Source organism: Streptomyces sp. NBC_00086 (assembly GCF_026343255.1).
Classification (GTDB): domain Bacteria; phylum Actinomycetota; class Actinomycetes; order Streptomycetales; family Streptomycetaceae; genus Streptomyces.
On sequence record NZ_JAPELZ010000001.1, the window covers coordinates 7,942,048 to 7,961,801 of the forward strand.

General features: G+C 71.9%; 19 protein-coding genes and 1 pseudogene. 9 read left to right on the forward strand and 11 right to left on the reverse strand.

Going from position 1 to position 19,754, the window contains the following annotated elements; all coding sequences use genetic code 11:
- Positions 1-176 precede the first annotated feature (176 nt).
- The 5 genes from OG276_RS35870 to OG276_RS35890 all read left to right on the forward strand — a co-directional run bounded on the left by OG276_RS35870 (position 177) and on the right by OG276_RS35890 (position 4,365).
- Positions 177-977 carry an ABC transporter substrate-binding protein gene (locus tag OG276_RS35870; protein WP_266913400.1) on the forward strand — a complete coding sequence of 267 codons (801 nt, stop codon included), beginning with the start codon at positions 177-179 and terminating at the stop codon, positions 975-977.
- Positions 974-1,774, forward strand: a complete 801-nt coding sequence (locus tag OG276_RS35875; RefSeq protein WP_266911997.1) for an amino acid ABC transporter permease — start codon at positions 974-976, stop codon at positions 1,772-1,774. Before OG276_RS35870 ends, OG276_RS35875 begins: the two co-directional genes overlap by 4 nt.
- 28 nt (positions 1,775-1,802) lie before the next feature.
- The gene (locus OG276_RS35880; protein ID WP_266911999.1) at positions 1,803-2,615 is read left to right on the forward strand and encodes an amino acid ABC transporter ATP-binding protein; all 813 of its coding nucleotides are present in this window, start codon (positions 1,803-1,805) and stop codon (positions 2,613-2,615) included.
- A 212-nt stretch (positions 2,616-2,827) separates the two neighbouring features.
- Complete coding sequence (locus OG276_RS35885) at positions 2,828-3,955, forward strand: mechanosensitive ion channel family protein (protein ID WP_266912001.1); 1,128 nt, start codon at positions 2,828-2,830, stop codon at positions 3,953-3,955.
- Between the two features lie 158 nt (positions 3,956-4,113).
- Positions 4,114-4,365, forward strand: coding sequence for an EF-hand domain-containing protein (locus OG276_RS35890; protein ID WP_250740005.1), 252 nt, complete (start codon positions 4,114-4,116; stop codon positions 4,363-4,365).
- Positions 4,366-4,394: 29 nt separating this feature from the next.
- On the opposite strand, the gene OG276_RS35895 is transcribed toward OG276_RS35890, so the two are convergent.
- From OG276_RS35895 to OG276_RS35910, 4 genes are all read right to left on the reverse strand, one after another.
- Positions 4,395-5,633: a cytochrome P450 gene (locus OG276_RS35895; protein ID WP_266912005.1), complete on the reverse strand. Its 1,239-nt coding sequence runs from the start codon at positions 5,631-5,633 to the stop codon at positions 4,395-4,397.
- 24 nt (positions 5,634-5,657) lie between these two features.
- A complete protein-coding gene (locus OG276_RS35900) occupies positions 5,658-7,052 on the reverse strand; it encodes an NAD(P)/FAD-dependent oxidoreductase (RefSeq protein ID WP_266912007.1) in 1,395 nt (464 codons plus the stop codon).
- Positions 7,045-7,311, reverse strand: a complete 267-nt coding sequence (locus tag OG276_RS35905) for a ferredoxin (protein ID WP_266913402.1) — start codon at positions 7,309-7,311, stop codon at positions 7,045-7,047. Before OG276_RS35905 ends, OG276_RS35900 begins: the two co-directional genes overlap by 8 nt.
- Positions 7,312-7,419: 108 nt before the next feature.
- On the reverse strand, positions 7,420-8,076 hold the full coding sequence (locus tag OG276_RS35910) for a hypothetical protein (protein WP_266912009.1): 657 nt from the start codon (positions 8,074-8,076) through the stop codon (positions 7,420-7,422).
- A gap of 135 nt (positions 8,077-8,211) precedes the next feature.
- On the opposite strand from OG276_RS35910, the gene OG276_RS35915 reads away from it, so the two are divergent.
- From OG276_RS35915 to OG276_RS35925, 3 genes are read left to right on the forward strand one after another with little or no spacing between them, the layout of a single operon-like run.
- A complete protein-coding gene (locus OG276_RS35915) occupies positions 8,212-8,679 on the forward strand; it encodes a hypothetical protein (protein WP_266912011.1) in 468 nt (155 codons plus the stop codon).
- Entirely contained in the window at positions 8,673-8,915 is a 243-nt protein-coding gene (locus tag OG276_RS35920) for a helix-turn-helix transcriptional regulator (RefSeq protein WP_266912013.1), read from the forward strand. The genes OG276_RS35915 and OG276_RS35920 overlap by 7 nt, the downstream gene beginning before the upstream one ends.
- The gene (locus tag OG276_RS35925; RefSeq protein WP_266912015.1) at positions 8,912-9,883 is read left to right on the forward strand and encodes an NAD(P)-dependent alcohol dehydrogenase; all 972 of its coding nucleotides are present in this window, start codon (positions 8,912-8,914) and stop codon (positions 9,881-9,883) included. Before OG276_RS35920 ends, OG276_RS35925 begins: the two co-directional genes overlap by 4 nt.
- Positions 9,884-10,068: 185 nt before the next feature.
- Here OG276_RS35925 and OG276_RS35930 read toward each other — a convergent pair.
- From OG276_RS35930 to OG276_RS35955, 6 genes and pseudogenes are all read right to left on the reverse strand, one after another.
- A pseudogene (locus OG276_RS35930) lies at positions 10,069-10,716 on the reverse strand (VanW family protein); the annotation flags it as partial.
- 328 nt (positions 10,717-11,044) lie between these two features.
- On the reverse strand, positions 11,045-12,292 hold the full coding sequence (locus tag OG276_RS35935; RefSeq protein ID WP_266912017.1) for an MFS transporter: 1,248 nt from the start codon (positions 12,290-12,292) through the stop codon (positions 11,045-11,047).
- Positions 12,289-13,674 (reverse strand): GH1 family beta-glucosidase, encoded by a 1,386-nt coding sequence (locus OG276_RS35940; RefSeq protein WP_266912019.1) that lies wholly within the window; start codon positions 13,672-13,674, stop codon positions 12,289-12,291. The genes OG276_RS35935 and OG276_RS35940 overlap by 4 nt, the downstream gene beginning before the upstream one ends.
- 81 nt (positions 13,675-13,755) lie before the next feature.
- The gene (locus OG276_RS35945; RefSeq protein WP_266912021.1) at positions 13,756-14,325 is read right to left on the reverse strand and encodes a DUF305 domain-containing protein; all 570 of its coding nucleotides are present in this window, start codon (positions 14,323-14,325) and stop codon (positions 13,756-13,758) included.
- On the reverse strand, positions 14,301-15,671 hold the full coding sequence (locus OG276_RS35950; RefSeq protein ID WP_266912023.1) for a DUF1996 domain-containing protein: 1,371 nt from the start codon (positions 15,669-15,671) through the stop codon (positions 14,301-14,303). Before OG276_RS35950 ends, OG276_RS35945 begins: the two co-directional genes overlap by 25 nt.
- 93 nt (positions 15,672-15,764) lie before the next feature.
- Complete coding sequence (locus tag OG276_RS35955; RefSeq protein ID WP_266912025.1) at positions 15,765-17,480, reverse strand: discoidin domain-containing protein; 1,716 nt, start codon at positions 17,478-17,480, stop codon at positions 15,765-15,767.
- 373 nt (positions 17,481-17,853) lie between these two features.
- Here OG276_RS35955 and OG276_RS35960 point away from each other — a divergent pair, with 373 nt between their 5' ends.
- Positions 17,854-18,846: a LacI family DNA-binding transcriptional regulator gene (locus tag OG276_RS35960; protein WP_266912027.1), complete on the forward strand. Its 993-nt coding sequence runs from the start codon at positions 17,854-17,856 to the stop codon at positions 18,844-18,846.
- A 12-nt stretch (positions 18,847-18,858) separates the two neighbouring features.
- On the opposite strand, the gene OG276_RS35965 is transcribed toward OG276_RS35960, so the two are convergent.
- Positions 18,859-19,698, reverse strand: coding sequence for a PaaX family transcriptional regulator C-terminal domain-containing protein (locus OG276_RS35965; RefSeq protein WP_266912029.1), 840 nt, complete (start codon positions 19,696-19,698; stop codon positions 18,859-18,861).
- Positions 19,699-19,754 lie beyond the last annotated feature (56 nt).

Below are 19,754 nucleotides of genomic sequence, written 5' to 3' on the forward strand. Positions count from 1 at the left end.
CGGTACGCCGCGGCGTCCCCGGAAAGCATCGCCGAAGATCCCTCGACGGGCGCCACCCGTGGCTTACGATCTCGGCGGACGGTCCCGTCCCGTGATCGCCGCTCGCCCCGCACTCGTGGAGGTCAACCGTGTTCCGGACGGCCAGAGGAAACCGCACGCGCCCCAGCAGCCTCCGAATCCGCGTCGCCGCCGCGGCCGCGGCGGCGGGCGCGCTCCTCGTCGCGGGATGCTCCTCGGGCGGCGACGGCCCGGGCGAGGCGGCGGGCGGAGTGCCCGTCGTGGAGAAGGGCAAGCTGACCACCTGCACCCACCTGCCCTATCCGCCGTTCCAGTTCGAGCAGGACGGCAAGGTCGTCGGTTTCGACGTGGCCCTGGTCGACCTGGTGGCGAGCCGGCTCAAGGTCGAGCAGAAGATCCTCGACACCCCCTTCGAGAACTTCAAGACCGGCGCCTTCCTGAACTCAGGCGAGTGCGACCTCGCGGCCGCCGGGATGACGATCACCGACGAACGCAAGAAGAACGTCGACTTCTCCGTCCCCTACTTCGACGCCACGCAGGCCCTGCTCGCCACCAAGAAGAGCGGCGTGACCACGCTGGCCGACCTCAAGGCGAAGTCGAAGAAGCTGGGCGCGCAGGCCGGGACCACCGGCGAGAGCTACGCCAAGGCCCAGGGGTTCGACCCCGTCGCCTTCGAGAGCTCGGACGCGGTCCTCAACGGACTGCGCACCGGCCAGGTGGACGCGGTCGTCATCGACTACCCCGTGGTCCAGGGCTGGCTCAAGGACACCAAGAACGCCGCCGAGTTCACCGTCGGACAGAACATCGAGACCGGCGAGCAGTACGGCTTCTCGGTGAAGAAGGGCAACACCGCCCTGGTGGCCGCGATCGACAAGGCGATCACCGACGCCAAGGCCGACGGCACCTACAAGAAGCTCTACGAGCAGTGGATCGGCCCGCTGCCCACGACCACCCCGTGACCTCCCGGCTGACCCGGCGCCAGCGCCGCCGGGTCTCGCAGGGGCTGCAGTACGCGCTCTTCGTCGCGGTGCTGGTGCTGATCGCCGTCTCCGCGGACTGGGGGAGGCTGCAGAACCAGTTCGCCCAGAAGGACCTGGCGCTGCGGCTCTTCCCGGACATCATCACCACGGCCCTGCGCAACACCGTGATCTACACGACCTCCGGGTTCCTCCTCGGCCTCGTCCTCGGCCTGGTCATCGCCATGATGCGGTTGTCCTCCGTGGCCCCGTACCGGTGGGTCGCGAGCGTCTACATCGAGCTGTTCCGGGGGCTCCCGGCCCTGCTGATCTTCATCTTCGTGGGCGTGGCGGTGCCCCTGGCGTTCCCCGGTACGGAGATCCCCGGCGGCACGTACGGCAAGGTCGCCATCGGTCTGGGACTGGTGGCCGCCGCCTACATGGCGGAAACGATTCGGGCCGGCATCCAGGCGGTACCCAAGGGGCAGATGGAAGCCGCCCGCTCGCTGGGCTTCTCGCACGCCCGCGCCATGGTCTCGGTCGTCATCCCGCAGGCCTTCCGCATCGTCATCCCGCCCCTCACCAACGAGCTCGTCCTGCTGTTCAAGGACTCCTCGCTCGTGCTGTTCCTCGGCGTGACGCTGCAGGAGCGCGAACTGACGAAGTTCGGGCGGGACCTCGCCAGCCAGACCGCCAACTCCACCCCGATCCTGGTCGCGGGCCTGTGCTACCTCCTGGTGACCGTGCCGCTGAGCTTCGTGGTGCGCCGCCTGGAGGCCCGCGCGGACAAGGCCGTGTGAGGAAGACATGCCACAGGAGACCCCAGCGGTGGACACGACGGCCACGGACCGCCCGGAGATCGAGATCCGCGGACTGCACAAGTCCTTCGGCGCCAACCACGTCCTGCGCGGCATCGACCTCGACATCGCCCGCGGCGAGGTGGTGTGCGTCATCGGGCCCTCCGGCTCGGGCAAATCGACGCTCCTGCGCTGTGTGAACCTGCTCGAAGAGCCCAGCGAGGGCCGGGTCTTCGTCGGCGGCACGGAGGTCACCGACCTGGACGTCGACATCGACGCCGTACGCCGCCGCATCGGGATGGTCTTCCAGCAGTTCAACCTCTTCCCGCACGTCAGCGTGCTCGAAAACCTCGCTCTGCCCCAGCGCCGCGTCCTGGGCAGGGGCAAGGCCGAGGCCCGGGCCGTGGCCCTGAAGAATCTCGGCCGCGTCGGTCTCACCGACAAGTCCGATGCGTACCCGGCCCAGTTGTCCGGCGGTCAGCAGCAGCGGGTGGCGATCGCAAGGGCCCTGTCGATGGGCCCGGAAGTGATGCTCTTCGACGAGCCGACCTCGGCGCTGGACCCCGAACTCGTCGGCGAGGTACTGGCGGTGATGCGGGTCCTGGCGGGCGAGGGCATGACGATGATGGTCGTCACCCACGAGATGAGCTTCGCCCGCGAGGTCGCGGACCGGGTCGTGTTCATGGACGGCGGAGTCGTCGTCGAGCACGGACCGGCGGCCCAGGTGGTGGGGGATCCCCGCCAGGAGCGCACCAGGGAGTTCCTCAACCGGCTCCTGGACCCTGCGGCGACCGAGGCACCCGGAGCCCGCGGCGAAGGCGGGCAACCGGACGGGGACGCCTGACCACACCGATCACCGGTCCGGGCCGGGAGCCCACCTGCGCCGCCGTGTTGATCATGGTGCAGGATGGCACCTCGTTCCGTATGCGCACGCATGCGCGAACGCGGCCCCACGCACGACGAACTGACAGGTGACAAGGTGACCACACCCCTCATCCCGCGGCCCGCAGGGCCGGCCCTCGCCTCCCCGGTGCGCCGAGCGGCGGAGGACGTCCGTTGAGCCGGGACCTCGTCCTGCACGACTGGCTGATCGCCGGAATCGCGCTGGCCGCGGGCGGGCTCGCCGGGCTGCTGCTGCGCGCCCTCGTACGGTGGCTGGCCAAGCACGCCCTCAGGACCCGGTGGAGCGGCGACGACATCATGGTCGACGGGCTGCGCACCCTGGCTCCGGCGGCGGCCGTCATCGCGGGCGCCGCCGTGGCCGCCTCGACGCTGCCGCTCAGCAGCCGGGTCTCCGGGTGGGTGAACCACTCGCTGACCGCGCTGCTGATCCTCGTGGCCACGGTCGGCGTGGCCCGTGTGGTCGCCGGCCTCGTCCAGTCCGTGGCCCAGGCGCGGACGGGAGTGGCCGGATCGGCCACCATATTCGTCAACATCACGCGCGTCCTGGTGCTCGCGATGGGTGTGCTCGTCGCCCTCGAATCCGTGGGCGTGTCCATCGCACCCCTGCTCACCGCCCTCGGCGTGGGCGGTCTGGCGGTCGCCCTGGCGCTGCAGGACACCCTCGCCAACCTCTTCGCGGGCGTGCACATCCTCGCCTCGAAGACGGTGCAGCCCGGTGACTACATCCGGCTGACGAGCGGTGAGGAGGGGTACGTCGTCGACATCAACTGGCGCAACACGGTGGTCCGCAACCTGTCGAACAACCTGGTGATCATCCCCAACGGGCGGCTCGCGCGCACGAACATGACCAACTTCACCCAGCCCGAGCAGCAGTTGTCCATCATGGTCCAGGTGGGAGTGGGCTACGAGAGCGACCTGGAGCACGTCGAGCGGGTGACCCTCGACGTGGTCGACGGGGTGATGGCGGACATCAACGGCGCGGTCCCCGACCACGAGGGAGCCGTACGCTTCCACACCTTCGCGGACTCCAGGATCAACTTCACGGTGATCCTCGGCGTCGGCGAGTTCAGTGACCAGTACCGGATCAAGCACGAGTTCATCAAGCGGCTGCACAGCCGGTTCCGGGCCGAGGGCATTTCGATCCCCGCCCCCACGCGGACGGTCGCGCTCCAGCAGGAGGACGTCCGTTCCTCCGTGCCGCTCGTCGCGGTCTCGCCGGTCCCGCCTGTCCCGCACCAGCGCGAGGCGCCGGTCGACGTCCTGGCGGACGGCGTCCGCTAGCGGGCGGACCGGGACGACGCCGCATGGCCCCGCGCCCCCTCCCGGGGCGTGGGGGACACCGGCGGCGGGTGGCGGGGAGGCGGGTCATAGGCTGACCGCTCCGGGGGCCCGCCCAGCCGTGTTCCCGGTACCGAGCCGCCCGTCGAGAGGACCACGTCATGAGTGAGAAGGCCCGCAAGCTGTTCGATGCGCTCGACCTGAACAGCGACGGGGTCCTGACCAGGGTCGAGGTGATCACGGCCCTGCGCAGCAAGGGCCCGACCCTCGCCGCCCACGGCGATCTGCCCTTCTGGGCCGTGGGCGACGTGGACACCTCCTCGGCCCTCTTCGACCGGGCCAACGCGGACGGCGACGACGTACTGACCTTCGAGGAGTTCGAGCGCGAGGTCGACCGCCGCTTCGGCTGGTAGCGGCGATCGGGCCCCGGCTCAGTGCCCGCTCAGGCGCGGATCCCGTCGCAGGCGATCCGCAGGTGCCGGGGCCCGCGCAGCACCGCGTTCTGCCGGTAGGGCGGAGGATCCTCCAGCAGCCGGGGGTTCTCCAGCCGCCGGGCCAGCTCGGTCAGCGCCAGCTGGGCCTCCAGCCGGGCCAGCGGGGCGCCGAAGCAGCTGTGGATGCCGCTGCCCAGGCCCAGGTGCTGGATGTCCTTGCGGTACGGGTCGAAGCGGTCCGGGTTCTCGAAGCGGTTCGGGTCCCGGTTGCCGGAGGCCAGGATCAGCCACATCGAGGAGCCCTTGGGGATGGTGACCCCGCCGACCTCGATGTCCACCAACGGGGTCCGCTGCGGCAGCAGTTGAACCGGCGGCTCGAACCGCAGCAGCTCCTCCACCAGCGGCACGGCGAGGCCGGGCTCCTGTCGCAGGTTCGCCAGCACGTCGGGGTTGCGCAGCAGGGTCAGCATCCCGTTGGTGATCAGGTTGACCGTGGTCTCGTGGCCGGCGATCAGCAGCAGCGCCGCCGTGCTCAGCAGCTCCATCGTGGACATGGACTCGTCCGGGCCGTGTCCCACGGCCAGTTGGGAGAGCATGTCCTCGCCGGGATCCTTGCGGCGCTGCTCGATCAGCCCGGCCAGGTACATGCCCAGCTCCATGCGGGAGTCGTGGGTCTTGCGCTGCCGCTCGGCGGGATCGGCGTCCGGATCGGGGTCCAGGCTGGCTGCGAGGGTGTCGGCCCAGACGTGGAACTTGGGCTCGTCCTCGCGCGGTACGCCGAGCAGCTGGCAGATCATCGTCACCGGGAACGGGTACGCGAACTGGTCGACCAGGTCGATGTCCTCCGTGTTCCCGAGGTTGTCGATGAGACCGCTGACGATGTCCTTCAGCCCGCCCCGCATCCCGTCCACGCGGTGCGGGGAGTGCGGCGGCCCGAAGGGCCGGTTGGTCATCCGGCGCAGCCGGTCGTGCTCCGGCGGGTCCAGCTTCAGGAAGCTCGGCGGCAGCGCCGTCTCCTCCGCCTCCCCGCCCTCGGCCAGCGGGTCCCCGGCCGTGGCGGCCAGGTTGCGGGCGTCGGAGCTGAGCCGCGGATCGTGCAGCAGGCTCTGGATGTCGTAGTAGGTGCTGATGACGTAGGGGCCGGTCCCGTCGTGGAAGACGGGGGTCTTGCGCAGCTCCTCGTACAGCGGGTACGGGTTCGCGCGGCTGGAATAGTCCAGGATCTGGCTCAGGATGCCGTGGGCCATGAGGGTCCTCCGGGAACGTGCGGGTCAGTGCCCGGCGGGGGTGAAGGTGGCGATCCGGCGGTCGGCCGGCGAGTACCCGCTGAGGGTGATGGTCGGGCCGTGCGTGGGCACGGAGGGGTCGGGGAAGTCGGCCGGGATCGGCCGCTGCCCGTCCGGGCGCCGGTCCACCGTGGTGAACGGGGGCGGGAAGGGCGCGCAGGCCTCGATCTGCTTCTCGTAGAACTGCAGCCAGCGCCCGTTGTCGAAGGTGACCGCGCCGATCACCCGGCCCTGGTAGCCGTAGACCGCGGTGAACCGGCGCTCGGCCCGAGACCCCTGGGTGAACATGATCTCGCTGCCCATGGAGGGCACGCCCACGGACTTGATGTTCACGCCGAACTGCGAGGACCAGAAAGCCGGTACCCACAGGTGCGGCCGGCGGTCGGTGCTCTCGCTCAGCATGTTGTGGGCGGCGGTCTCGGCCTGCGCCACGGCGTTGCCCCAGTGCTCCAGGGAGAGGAACTGGTAGCCGAAGAGCGCGTGCGGGGAGCGGGCCACGTCGCCCGCCACGTAGATGTCGTCGGTGACGATCCCGCGGAGGTCGAAGGCCCGGCAGCCCGCGTCGCAGGCGATGCCGCGCGGACCCGCGCCGAGTCCGGAGCCGGTCAGCCACTCGGTGTTGCGCTGCGCGCCGAGCGAGACGACCACCACGTCGCATTCCAGGGTGGTGCCGTCGGAGAGGTGTGCGGCCCTGACCCGGCCGGTGGAATCGCCCTCCAGCCCGGTCACCATGATTCCGGTCCGCAGGTCCACGCCGTTCTCCCGGTGGAGTTCGGCGGCGACCGCCCCGATCACCCCGCCCAGGGCGCCGACCAGGGGGCCGTCGCCGCGTTCGGCGACGGTCACGTCCAGCCCGCGCTCCCGGCACGCCGAGGCGATCTCCGAGCCGGTGAATCCGGCGCCGATGACCAGGACCCGGCGCGGTCCGGCCGCCAGGGCGCGGGCCAGGCCCGCCCCGTCCTCACGGGTGCGCAGGGTGAAGACCCCGTCGAGCTCGCCCTCGGCCTCGTTCGGCCAGGGCCGGGCCCGGACCCCGGTGGCGATCAGGAGCCGGTCGTACGGGACCTCCTCGCCATCGGCGAGCTTGACCGTACGGGCTGCCATGTCGAGCCCGGTGGCCGCGACGCCGAGGCGCCATTCGGCGTCGATGTCGAGCCGCCGGGGGAGCAGGGTGTGGTCGGCGTCGGCCTTGCCCAGCAGCACCTGCTTGGACAGCGGCGGGCGGTCGTACGGCTCGTGGCGCTCGTCGCCGACCAGGGTCAGCGAGCCGGCGAAGCCCTTCTGCCGCATGACCTCGGCGGCGCGCAGGCCGGCCAGCGAAGCACCGACGACCACGATCCGGCCGGAGCGCCTGAGCTGGTCCAGGGCGGTGTCAACCATCGGAGGACCCCCTTGCGGTGCCGGAGGCCGCTGCTGCCGGGGTGCGTGCGGAGTGGTCGCCCGCCCGGTCCAGATCGTCCACGAGGATGGCCTGTACGGGGCAGGCGGCGGCGGCCTGGGCCACGCGCTCGCGCTGGGCCTCCTCGGCCTCGGGATCGTAGAGGAGCCCCTCGTCCCCGTGCATCGCGAAGACGTCGGGGGCGAGGAAGGCGCACTGCGCGTATCCCTGGCACCGGTTGAGATCGACGACGAGCCTCAGCAAGGTGTGGTCCTTTCGGTGCCCCCCTGTGCTTCCCGGACCAGCGTGCGCGCGGCGCCGCCGGGGGGCCCGTCCGCGGCGGCCATTGGAGTGAGGTTGTGGCGCCCGTCAGGGGGCCGGAAGGGGGGCCGGGCCGGGGCGGCCCCGGCCCGACCGCAGGATGTACAGGCTCACGGCCAGGGCCCAGGCCGGGAAGACCAGCTCGGACCAGGGCAGGGAGGAGCCCGCCACCAGCAGCACCAGGCCGGCGAGGTACCCGACCAGGGCCAGCGGGCGCGGGAACGCCCCGAGCCGGCGGCCGATGGTGGAGGTCGCGAACACGAACACGGCGGCCATCCGCATCCCGTACGTGGTCAGCAGGGTGTAGGCGAAGTGGCGGCCGAACTCCTGGGGCTGATCGGCGTCCAGCACCGTCCCGGCGGCCGCGGCGGCGCCGAACAGGCTGGCGACGAAGATCAGCCCGCTGCCCAGGAAGACGGTGGCCACGAACCGGTCCTCGGCCTCGCCGGAGTGCTCCCGCAGCGCGCCCATGAACCACAGGAAGGCGATGCCCGCGAAGGGGACGAGCTCCAGCGCGGTGGTCACCGCGTCCCGCTGCCCCGAGGTGACCTCGATCTCGGCCGCGCCGCCCCCCTCGGGCAGGCCGATCCGGGCCAGCACGATCGCCGCCGCCATGAGGACGGCGAAGAGGATCCCCGCGAGCCCGGCCGCCCGGGGGGTGCTCAGGCTCTGTCCCGGGGGCGTCCCCGGTGCTTCTGCTCTCATGCGTCCAGCAAGCCCGGGGTGCGGCCGTGGTGCCAGTGGGGCCGCGCGCCCGGGTGACACGGGGGCCGGACCCCGCCCCCGTGGGGTCGATGTAAGGAATCATTGACATGAGGTATGGATTCTTTTACCTTCGTGATGTCAAAGTTCTTTTACATGGGAGCGGGTGCGGTCGTGGCCTTCGAAGAGAAGCGCGCATGGATCATGGGGGTGGTCGCGATCGTCGGATACGCGGTCTACCTGGTCGTCGTGCTGGGCCGGTCGGGCGACGGGGTCCCCCTCGCGGAGGTCCCGTACGTCATGCCGCTGCTCTGGACGGTCGGGGGCGCCATCGCCGCCGCGATCCTCCTCAACATCGCCGTGGCGGTGGCCAAGCCGGGCGAGGCCGACGTCAAGGATCAGCGGGACAAGGAGATCGGCCTCCTCGGCGAGCACGCCGGGCAGTCCTTCCTCGCCATCGGCGCCGTGACCGCGCTGATCCTCTCGATGGCCGGCGCGGACCGCTTCTGGATCTCGAACGCCCTCTACCTCGGGTTCGTCCTCTCGGCGGTGCTCGGTTCGGCCGTCAAGCTCGCGGCCTACCGCGAGGGGTTCCAGTCGTGGTGAAGCCGACCGGCATCACGAACCGGATCAGGATCCTGCGCTTCGAACGCGGTGAGATGACGCAGGCGGAGCTGGCGGAGCGCATCGGCGTGACCCGCCAGACCGTCATCGCCATCGAGAAGGGCCGCTACTCGCCCTCGCTGGAGACGGCCTTCAGGATCGCCGGTGTCTTCGCGGTACCGCTCGAACAGGTATTCCAGTACGCAGGCAGCGCAGACGACGAAGGGACGACGCCGTGAAGGCGATCGTGCAGGACACGTACGGCTCCAGCGAAGTACTGGAGCTCAGGGACGTCGAAACGCCGAGACCGGGCACGGGCGAAGTGCTCATAGCCGTCCGGGCCGCCGGCCTGGACGCGGGGGTCTGGCACCTCATGACCGGCAAGCCCTACCTGCTGCGCCTCCTCGGCTACGGGCTGCGCGCACCCAGCGTGCCCGTACGCGGCCGGGAGGTCTCCGGGCGGGTCGAAGCGGTCGGCGAGGGGGTGAGCGCCTTCGGGGTGGGCGACGAGGTCTTCGGCATCTGCGAGGGCTCCTTCGCGCAGTACGCGACGGCCCGGCAGGACAAGCTGGCGCACAAGCCCGCCGGGATGCCCCTGGAGGAGGCGGCGGCCCTCCCCATCTCCGGGCTCACCGCCCTCCAGGCGCTGCGCGACGCGGGGCGCGTGCGGCCGGGGCAGCGGGTCCTGGTCATCGGAGCCGCGGGCGGGGTCGGAACCTTCGCGGTCCAGCTGGCGAAGGCCTTCGGGGCGCATGTGACCGGAGTGTGCAGCACCACGAAGACGGAGCTGGTGCTCGGGCTCGGCGCGGACGAGGTCATCGACTACACCCGCGAGGAGTTCGCGGACGGTGTGCGCCGCTACGACCTCATCCTGGACATCGCGGGCAACCGCGCCCTGTCCCACCTCCGGCGCGCCCTGACCCCGCGCGGAACGCTCGTGATCGTCGGCGGCGAGGGCGGCGGCCCCTGGCTGGGCGGCATGGGCCGGGTCCTGTGGGCCGTGCTGCTGAACCCCTTCGTGCGCCACGGCCTCAAGGGGTTCGTCTCCGCCGAGCGTCAGGCGGATCTGAAGATCCTGGGGCAGCACGTCGACGACGGCACCCTGTCCCCGGCCGTCCACCTCACCTGCCGGCTCGCCGAGGCCCCCGAGGCCATCGACCGGCTCCACCGGGGTGAAGCGCGCGGAAAGATCCTGATCACGCCCTAAGGCGTGGGTGCGGCGGACGTGCCCGGAGCGGTGGCCTCGGGGGACGTGCTCGGCGTGGCGGACGTGCTGGGTGCGGGGGACGTGCTGGGCGCCGCCGGCGCCGCCGGGGTTCCGGGGGAGCCCGACGGAGTGCCGGGAGGGCCCGACGGAGTCGCGCCGGGCGTGGCCGTCGGGGACTCCGGGGCGCAGACGATCTCGTCGCGCGGGGTGTAGTGCGTACGGAACGTCTCGCGGCCGACCTCGTGGCCGCCCCGGACGAAGACGCGGTCCACGGAGACGTCGAAGCCTTCCAGTGGGGTCTGCGGCTCGCAGGTGGGGCCGGTGACGGTGCGCTTCACGGGCGGCGTGATGTGGGTGCGCGGGCCCTTGGTGGCGCGGATCTCGTCGTACTGCTTCGTTCCGAGCAGGGTGATGGTCACCGAGGTGGAGGTGGAGGAGGCCCGGACCGTCACGGGGTGCCCCGAGTCGTTCTGCCAGCGCAGGTCGAGGGTGCCCCAGGCGACGGTGGCCTCGCGGCCTTCCGGGTACCGCTCGATGTAGAAGGAGTGGGCCCCGTGCTCCAGCGGCTTCAGGCCCGCGAAGAACATGGCGTTGTACATGGTCGTCGCGACCGCGGAGACCCCGCCGCCGGGGGATTTCACGTAACGGCCGTCGTTGATCATGATGCCGTCGACGAAGCCGTTCTCCTCGGTCCGCTCGCCCACCGCCTGGTTGAAGCTCCAGATGTCGCCCTGCTCGACGACGGCCCCGTTGATCAGCTCCACGGCGCGCGCGATGTTGTGCGTGCGGTAGGGCGCGGCGGGATAGGCGACGGTGAAGGTGGAGAGGACCTGCTGCCCGACGGCTGCCGGGGCGGCGGCGGTGGCGGTGGCAGGGGCAGGGGGAGGGGTAGTGGCGCCGGCCGTGGCCGTGGGCCCGGCGGTGCGGTCAGGGGCGGGCGTACCCGCGGCGGCCGCGGTACCGGCGGACAGGCCGCCGAGGCCGAGCACGGCGGCCGTCCCGGCCGATATCAGGGCGATCCGCGTGGTGGCCGTACGGCCGTGGGCGCGTCGCATGTCTCTCCCTGTCGCTTCGGAATCCGAACCACACAAGTCTGGTCCAAATCGACCCAAAAGGGTGAGAAATGTGCCCGGTCTCACGATCCGGGCACCGGAGGGCCCGCTACGGAACCGAGCGGATCCGCCTGACCAGCAGCGATCCCGCCAGGGCGAGGGCGCCCGCCAGCGCGTACAGGGCCGTGTATCCGCCGAGGTGGGTGACGACCGGGGCCGCGATCACCGGGGCCAGCACCTGGGGCAGCGCGTTGGCGATGTTGATGACGCCCAGGTCCCTGCCCCGGTCCTCGGCGGTCGGCAGCACGTCCGTGAGCAGGGCGAAGTCCACCGCCGTGTACACGCCGTAGCCGAGGCCCAGGACGAGCGAGGCCACGATGGCGCCGGTCCAGGTCTGCCAGACGGCGAGCAGCAGCGTGGCCGCGGCGATGACCAGCCCCGACCGGATGACGTAGGACTTGCGGCGGCCGCTGCGGTCGGACCGGATGCCGCTGATCACCACCGTGGCGAGCAGGGTGAGGGCGTTGAGCGCCGTGAGGATCAGGACCCCGGTGTCCGCGTCGCCCCGGTAGCGCACGGCGTCGGTCAGGTAGTAGAGCAGGTACATCGTGCTGATGGAGTACGAGAGGTTCATCAGGAACCGGGTCAGCCAGGCCCAGCCGAAATCGGGATGGCGCCGCGGGTCGATCCAGAAGCCGGTCAGGAAGCCGCGCCACCGGAAGGCCGGCCGGTCGGCGGGGGCGAGCACCGAGTCCCGCCGCATCAGTACGTACGGCACGGCCGCGAGGACCGAGAAGGCCGCGCAGGCCAGATATCCGGCGGTGATCCCGCCCGCTACGGTGGCCAGCGCCGTGCCGATCAGGATCCCGATGACCTGGGAGACGCCCAGCCAGCCGCCGACCAGCCCGCGGCGGCGGACCGGGACCTGGTCGGGTACGGCGGCGGTGAGCGCGGCGAAGGCGGCGTTGAGGGCGAGCTGCACCAGGCACCAGCCCGCGATCACCACGGCGACGCTCTGCGCGAGCCCGAGCACCACCAGGCCCGCCGCCCCGCCCGTCACCCCGGCGACCACCCAGGGGATGCGGCGGCCCGCGCGCGCCGTCGTACGGTCGGACAGCGCTCCGAAGACGGGATTGGCGACCATCGAGACGGCCGCCCCCAGCCCCGTCACCAGGGCGAGGGTGGACGCCTTGTTCTCCGGGGTGAGGAACTCGGCCTGGCGTGCCAGCAGCAACTGGAGCGGGCCGAACCAGCCGACCCACACCCCGAGGTTGGCGAGGGACAGCGCGCTCACCCACCGGCCGCCCGGCGGCGTGGCGGCCTCCGTGGCCGCCGCGGCCTTCGGCCCGGCGGTCACCTGCCGCTCTTGATCAGGTCGCGGTACCAGGCGTACGACTCCTTGGGGGTCCGGGCGAGGGTCTCGTAGTCGACGTGGACGAGGCCGAACCGCTGCCGGTAGCCCTCCGCCCACTCGAAGTTGTCGAGGATCGACCAGATGAAGTAGCCGCGGACGTCGGCCCCCTCGGCCATCGCCTCGTGCAGGGCGCGCACGTGGCCCTCGTGGTAGGCGATCCGGCGCGCGTCCTCGATCCGGCCCGTGCCCGGATCCGGACCGTCCCCGTACGAGCAGCCGTTCTCGGTGATGTACAGCGGCGGCAGCCGGTCGCCGTAGCGCTCGCGCAGGGTGGCGAGCAGCTCGCGCAGCCCGTCCGGGACCACCGGCCAGTCGAAGTCGGTGCGTTCGTACCCCTCGATCTCCCGGATGGCGAAGGGGAGGCCGGAGGGGATCTCGATCCCGCCGAAGGCGGAGGCGGCGGCCGGGGTGGGGGCGCCGACGAGCATCGGGTTGTAGTAGTTGACCCCGTACCAGTCCAGCGGTGCCGAGATCGCCTTGAGGTCCTCGGCCACCGGGCCGGGCAGCAGGGATTCCAGGCCGTCCGGGTAGGCGCCGGTCAGGATCGGGTCGGCGAAGAGGCGGTTGGTGAGGGTGTCGTACAAGTCGGCGGCGGCCCGGTCCTCTTCGCCCTCGCCGGCGGCCCATACGGGGCTGTGCGAGGCGGCTATCCCGATGTTGCGGGCGCCCGCCGCGCGCAGGGCCTGTACGCCCAGACCGTGGGCCAGCAGCTGGTGGTGGGCCGCGGGCAGGGCGTCGAACACGAGCTGCTTGCCGGGGGCGTGTTCGCCGAGGCCGTAGCCGAGGAGGGTCACCTCGGCGGGTTCGTTGATGGTGATCCACATGGGCACCCGGTCCGCCAGCCGCTCCGCGACCACCGAGGCGTACGCCGCGAAACGCTCGGCCGTGTCCCGCTCCAGCCAGCCGCCCCGTTCCTCCAGGGCGAGCGGGGTGTCCCAGTGGAAGAGGGTGGGCACCGGATCGATCCCCGCGGCGCACAGCTCGTCCACCAGCCGGTCGTAGAAGTCCAGCCCGGCCCGGTTGACGGCCCCGTGCCCGTCGGGCAGGACCCGCGACCAGGAGACGGAGAACCGGTAGGCGTCCACGCCCAGTCCACCCATCAGCGCCACGTCCTCGCGGTAGCGGCGGTAGTGGTCGGTGGCCACCTCCGCGTGCGAGCCGTCCTTGACGCGCCCCCGCTCCCGGGTGAAGGCGTCCCAGGAGGAGGGCCCCCGGCCGTCGGCGGTGGGCGAGCCCTCGATCTGGAAGGCGGAGGCGGAGACCCCCCAGCGGAAGCCGGCCGGGAAACGGGGCACGGAAGGCGTGGGCGGTACGGACGCTGTCATGCGGACTCGCTTCGGTCTCGGGGACGTTCACGGCACTTTCGGGTCCCCGGACCCGCCCTGTCAATGGAAAGTGAACAATTCTCAACTTTTACCGGAGCGTGCCGCGTCGAGCAGGGCGAGCTGTTCCGAGCCGGCCTTCTCCAGCTCACCGGCGAGCTCCCGCGCCTCCCCGGCCCCGCCCGAGGCGCGTTCACCCGCGCAGAGCAGCAGGGACTGCGCGAGGTGGGCGCGCAAGGCGGTGGCGAAGAGCCGGTCGAACTCCTCCCCCGACAGGGCTCCGGCCCTGCGCAGGGTGTCGGCGGACACCATGCCCGGCATGTCGTGCCCCTCGTGCGGGCGGGTGTCGGGCGCCCCGGACCGGGCCAGGAGCCCGCGCAGCACGGCCAGTTCGGCCTCCTGCCGGTCCGCCGCCCGCCCTGCGAACCGCGCCAGCGCCGGGTCCGCGGTGCGCGCCGGCGCCAGATCCGTCAGCAGCCGGGCCCGCTCGTCCATCGGGATCATCAGCTGGATCCAGGCGACATCGGTGGCGTTGAAGGCCGCGGCCCGCGGCGTCCCGGCCACCGGCTGCGTGCTGCAGCCGGTGACCAGGAGCGCCGCGAGCAGCAGCACCCGTACGGGCCGCCGGCTCAGAACGTACCGGCGGAGTTGCACTTGGCGCTCTGTACGACGCAGTCCTTCACGCGCTGCCCCAGGGCCGCGTTCTCCCAGGCGTTGAAGAAGTCGCCGTGGATGGAGGAGGCCATGCCCGAGGACAGGGAGAGGCCGTCCGGGTTGCCGCCGGTCGGGTAGCCGATCACGAAGGAGACGGAGGGGATGGCCACCGGATAGGCGCCCCCGCACTTGCCGTTGACGGTGGTGAAGGAGACGTGCGACTTGTGGTCGGGGCTGTCGAGGTGCTTGCCGTCCCAGCAGTCGGGGAAGACGAGCTGGTACACGAGCTTGGCGTTCGGCGCGCACACCGGCCAGTTGCCGTCGGCGCTGCGGCCGATCTCGCCGCCCTCGCCCGCGCACCAGAACTGGTTCACCGAGCCGGCCGGAGTGGGCACCTGAGATCTGGCGTTGCCCGCGATCATCCGGAAGCCCTGCGGGAACGGCACCGTGGCCGTGGGGTCGGCCAGCCGGGACCCGTAGTAGACGATCATCCCCTCGGGCTCGACGGCCTTCCCCCGCTCGTAGAGGGTCGGGATCCAGTAGCTGGAGAGGTCCTTGGCGGGGGCGCAGCTCGTCGCGGTGTGCGCGGCCAGGGACTCCGCCGTGCTGAAGGCGTCCGTACTGCGGTTGCCGAAGAAGCTGTGCATGTGCGACGCACCCGGCAGGCCCGGGGCCACGATCGGGTCGTCGGGCTTGGAATGGCTGTAGACGCAGGTGGCGTTGAACTCCGGGACCCGGACGGCGTTCGCGGGGACGGGCGCCGGGGTCATCGCCCGGAATCCGGCCAGCTGCGCGTCCCACTTCGCCTGGTCCACCTTCACCCAGCCCTGCGAGGAACCGGCGGCGAACGAGAACCAGTTGATGTTCACGAAGTCCCCGGCCCCGCTGCCGCGCAGGACCGCGAACACCGACTGGGGGCCCGCGGGATGGGCGGCCACGTCGGCGGTCCGCGTGGCCCAGCTCTGCCAGCCGCCGGTGGCGGTGATGTCGAACTGCGCGAGCAGCGGGCCCGTCACGGACCCGGTGCGCAGCTCGACGGCGCCGGCGCCCCCGACCGCGGAGGCCACCCGGGCCGAGACGGTCAGGGGGCCGGAGGCGCCCAGGTCGACGTTGTCGAAGCGCATCCAGTCACTGCTCGCCAGGTACGCGGCGTTCTGGCCGCCGCCCGTGTCGCCGGTCGTTTCGAGCTGTACGCCGGACTGCGCCGCGTACGACTCCGCCTGGACGAGCACGGTGTCGGCGGCCCGGGCGGGGGTGCTGGTCACCGTGGCTCCGAGGCTCGCGGCCAAGGCGGTGGCCAGGGCGCCCGCGAGGAGGGCGTGGAGCGTGAACCGGGGTTTTCGCATGGCGAATCCTGCCTGCCGGTGGGGGAGGGGGAGAGGGAGGGCGGAGCGGAGGAAGGGGGCCACCGGGCGGTGGACCGGGCGGCCCCCGGTGGGTCACTGGTAGACGCGCACGTAATCGACGAGCATCCGTGCCGGGAACGGCGTGGTGGCGTCCGTCGGACCGGGCCAGTCACCGCCCACCGCGAGGTTGAGGATCATGTAGTGGGGGTGGTCGAAGATCCACGGCCCGCGGGTGCGCTCCACCTGCTCCTTGTCGAGCGTGAAGACGGTCCGCCCGTCCAGGCTGTAGACGATGCCCTTGCTGGTCCAGTCGGCGGCCCAGACGTGGTAGTCGTCGGAGAAGTCCGCGTCCTGCGGCAGCTTGTACGGGCCGCCGATCCCGCCGCCGCCGTTGTAGGCGGGTGCGTGGACGGTGGAGTACGAGGTCTTCACGTCCTTGCCGAGGACCTCCATGATGTCGATCTCGCCGTTGTACGGCCACGGCCGCCCGGTCAGGAAGTCACCGCCCATCATCCAGAACGCGGGCCACAGCCCGTTGCCCTTGGGGACCTTGATCCGGGCCTCGACGCGCCCGTACGTGAACTGGAACGTGGCCCCGGTGTTCATCCGCGCCGAGGTGTACTGGCAGGTGGTGCTGCCGGTCAGCGGGTCGGGCGGGCAGCCCTTGCCGGGCGTGGCCTCCTTGCGGGCCTCCATGACGAGGTGGCCGGCGCCGTCCGTCGCGGCGTTCTGGTGGTCGGTGTAGTACTCCAGCTCACCGTTCTGTCCGGTGCCCGGGTCCGCCCGCCACTTGGCCGGGTCGGGCTTCCCGGCCGAGGGGCCGTCGAACTCGTCGCTCCACACCAGCCTCGGCGGGTTCGCGGGGTCCGGGGGCAGCGGCGGGGGAGTCACCGGGGCGCCGCCGGTGCCGTACACCTGGAACTCCCACAGCGAGTAGCCGTACGGGGTCGCGCGCTCGGTGCCGTACATCCGCACGTACCGCCCGGAGCCCGAGACGGTCAGGGTCTGTTTGAAGCCCGTGCCCGCCGTCGTGGAGTAGACCGAGGTCCAGGCGTTCCCGTCCGGGGAGACCTGGATCTGGAAGGACTTCGCGTAGGCCGGGTCCCACTGGAGGACCACCTTGCTGATCTGAGCGGGTGCGCCGAGGTCCACGGAGATCCAGCCGGGATCGGTCCAGCCCGTGGTGGGGCTGGTCGCCCAACGGGAGGCGGGATCGCGGTCGAAGGCCCTGGCCGGGACGCACTCCCAGCAGTTCCCGTCGGCCTGCGAGGAGGAGGCCGCGCCCGTCCTGCCGTACGAGAGGAGGGCGTCGCCGCCGCCGCCGGTGCCGGGGGCGCCGTAGACCTGGAACTCCCAGAGGGAGTAGCCGTATCCGGTGGCGCGCTGGGTGCCGTACATCCGCACGTATCGGCCGGTTCCGGAGACGGTCAGGTTCTGGATGCCGCCGGCGCCGGCGGTCGTCCCGTAGACCGTGGTCCAGTTCGCCGCGTCGTGCGAGACCTGGATCTGGAAGGCCTTGGCGTACGCGGCCTCCCAGTTGAGGGAGACCCTGCTGAGCGTGGCGGCGGACCCCAGGTCCACCTGGATCCACTGCGGGTCGGAGAAGGCGCTGGACCAGCGGGTGCCGGCGTTCCCGTCGACGGCGCTCGCGGGGCTGTAGCCGGGTTCGCTGCCGGAGACGGTCACCGATCTGCCCTGCGACAGCAGGGATTCGGCGGCGCGGGCGGGGGAGGCGGGGAGGGTGCTGAGGGTGAGGAGGGTGAAGGCGACGGCGAAGAGTAAGCCGAGGCGGCGCAGCGACGGAGGCACGGCGGCTCCTGGAAACGAGGGGGGAGGGGAAGTGTGGAGGGAGGCGGAGAGGGGGCTGGGGAGCGCTCCCTGAGGGGTGAGGATGGGGTGGCCCCCCAGGGCTGTCAAGGTGTCCCGTCATCCGGTGGACATATGGGCGACTTCGGTTCGTCCCCTGATGGAGCGTTCTCTCGATGCCCGCGCAACCCGCGGTGAGCCGTGCTGACCAGGCAGGATCCGGAGCGGGCCGCGACCCGGTCCGGACGCACGGGCAACCCACTGCGGAACTGCGACTGTTGACAGTCGATCAGGCTCCGGTCCACCATCGCGGGAGAACGCTCCCCCGCGAGCCGTCCGTCCGACCCGGCGGCGCCGCCGAACGGAACGGGCCGGAATGAAAAGACCCACGCTGGAAGTGGTCGCCGCCCGCGCGGGCGTGTCCCGATCGAGCGTCTCCCGTGTCGTCAACGGGGAGGCCACGGTCGCACCCGAGATCCGCGAGGTCGTCCTGCGGGCCGTGCGCGAACTGGGCTACGTGCCCAACGCCGCCGCCCGCAACCTGGTCACCCGCCGGACCCAGGCGGTCGCCGTGGTCGTCTCCGACCCGCCCCAGGGCGTGGTCTCCGACGACCCCCTCTTCTCCACCGTGGTCCGCGCCGTCAGCAGGGAACTGGAGGCCGCCGGAAAACAGGTCGTGCTCATGCTCGCCGAATCCGACCGGAGCCGGGCCCGGGTCGAGGAGTACGTGGCCGGCGGACACGTGGACGGCGTCATGCTCGTCGCCCTGCACGGCACGGACCCGCTGCCCGCGGCCCTGGCCAGGACGGGCCTGCCGGTCGCCTCGTTCAACCGCACCTGCGCCCCCGAGGTGCCGTACGTGGAGCTGGACAACGCGGCCGGCGCCGCGCTGGCCGTACGCCACCTCCTGGCACGGGGTCGGCGCCGGATCGCCACCATCACCGGACCGCTGGACCTCTTCGAGTCCCGCGAGCGCCTCGACGGCTACCGCGCCGCCCTGCGCGACACCGGCCGCCGGTCCATCGTGGCGCTGGGCGATTTCACCCGGGCCTCCGGAGCCGAGGCCATGCGGCAGCTGCTGGAGGACGACCCGGAACTGGACGCGGTGTTCGCGGCCAACGACCTGATGGCGATCGGCGCCCTGCGCACCCTGCGGCAGGTGGGCCTGCGGGTCCCCGAGGACGTGGCCGTCGTCGGCTTCGACGACATCGAGGCCGCCGCGTACACCGTCCCGGCCCTCACCTCCGTACGCAGCCCCATGGCCGACCAGGCCACGGCCACGGTCCGGCTGCTCCTGGGCCTGATCGAGGGAGGCTCCAGGGACCGGGTGGTCATGCCGAACGCCCTCGTGGTCCGCGAATCCTCCTGAGGGAGCGCTCCCTCAGGTCCCGCTCGCCCCGGACGCGCCCGTCACGTCCTGTACGTGCCGCAGGCCGGGCCCCGCCAGGACCTCGTGCAGCTGCTGGAAGACCTGCCGGGCCCCCACGGCGTTCCAGTCGGGGGGGAGCAGCTCGGCGGGCAGGCCCGGGTCGAGGTAGGGCAGCCGGCGCCACTCGGTGAGCATCGGGACGTAGTGGCGGAAGGCCTCGGCGGCGTCGATGCCCTCCTGCAGGGCGAGCTTCGCGGCGACCGGTGCGTACGCGCCGGTGAACGTGGCGTACTGGGCCTGGATCGCCGGGAAGTCCCACCAGGAGCTGACCGCTTCCGGAAGGTCGCTGAACGCGGCGTAGTCGGCGGCGGCGAACAGGTGGACGTACTCGCTGAGGCCGAGCCGGACGAGCATGTCGCGCGCGTCCTCCAGGAGCCGGCCCGGCGCCAGCCACACGCCGGGGGCGATGTTGCCGAAGCCGAGCCAGGTCAGCCTGGTGCGCAGCTGGTAGCGGTGGGCGCGCTCGGACTCCGGTACGGAGAAGACCGCCATGGCCCAGCCGTCGCCCAGGTCCGCCGGTTCGAGGCTGGCGAAGATGCGCCGGTCGCCGGCGTCGAAGACGGGATGGACGGCCGGGCTCAGCCGGTACCCGGTGGCCCCGCGGCGCTCCGGTTCGAGAACGCCCTTCTTCTTGAGCCGGGAGATGGCCGAGCGGACGGCCTGGCTCTCGACGCCGAGTTCCGACATGAGCGTGATCAGGTCGGCGACGGAGATCCAGCCGCCGCTCCCGCGCACGAAGGCCCCGTAGACCGTACTGATCAACGAGCTGGGCCTGAGGGGGCTGTCCGACATGATCACCTTCCCGTGGTGTGGGGTGGTGATCCTATCGAGGGGCGGCGGCCGGGCCG

Coding starts and splice junctions, on each gene's coding strand:
- OG276_RS35890 (WP_250740005.1), top strand. CDS start 4,114: ATGAGTGAGAAGGCCCGCAAGCTGTTCGATGCGCTCGACCTGAACAGC.
- OG276_RS35895 (WP_266912005.1), bottom strand. CDS start 5,633: ATGGCCCACGGCATCCTGAGCCAGATCCTGGACTATTCCAGCCGCGCG.
- OG276_RS35900 (WP_266912007.1), bottom strand. CDS start 7,052: ATGGTTGACACCGCCCTGGACCAGCTCAGGCGCTCCGGCCGGATCGTG.
- OG276_RS35910 (WP_266912009.1), bottom strand. CDS start 8,076: ATGAGAGCAGAAGCACCGGGGACGCCCCCGGGACAGAGCCTGAGCACC.
- OG276_RS35915 (WP_266912011.1), top strand. CDS start 8,212: ATGTCAAAGTTCTTTTACATGGGAGCGGGTGCGGTCGTGGCCTTCGAA.
- OG276_RS35940 (WP_266912019.1), bottom strand. CDS start 13,674: ATGACAGCGTCCGTACCGCCCACGCCTTCCGTGCCCCGTTTCCCGGCC.
- OG276_RS35950 (WP_266912023.1), bottom strand. CDS start 15,671: ATGCGAAAACCCCGGTTCACGCTCCACGCCCTCCTCGCGGGCGCCCTG.
- OG276_RS35960 (WP_266912027.1), top strand. CDS start 17,854: ATGAAAAGACCCACGCTGGAAGTGGTCGCCGCCCGCGCGGGCGTGTCC.
- OG276_RS35965 (WP_266912029.1), bottom strand. CDS start 19,698: ATGTCGGACAGCCCCCTCAGGCCCAGCTCGTTGATCAGTACGGTCTAC.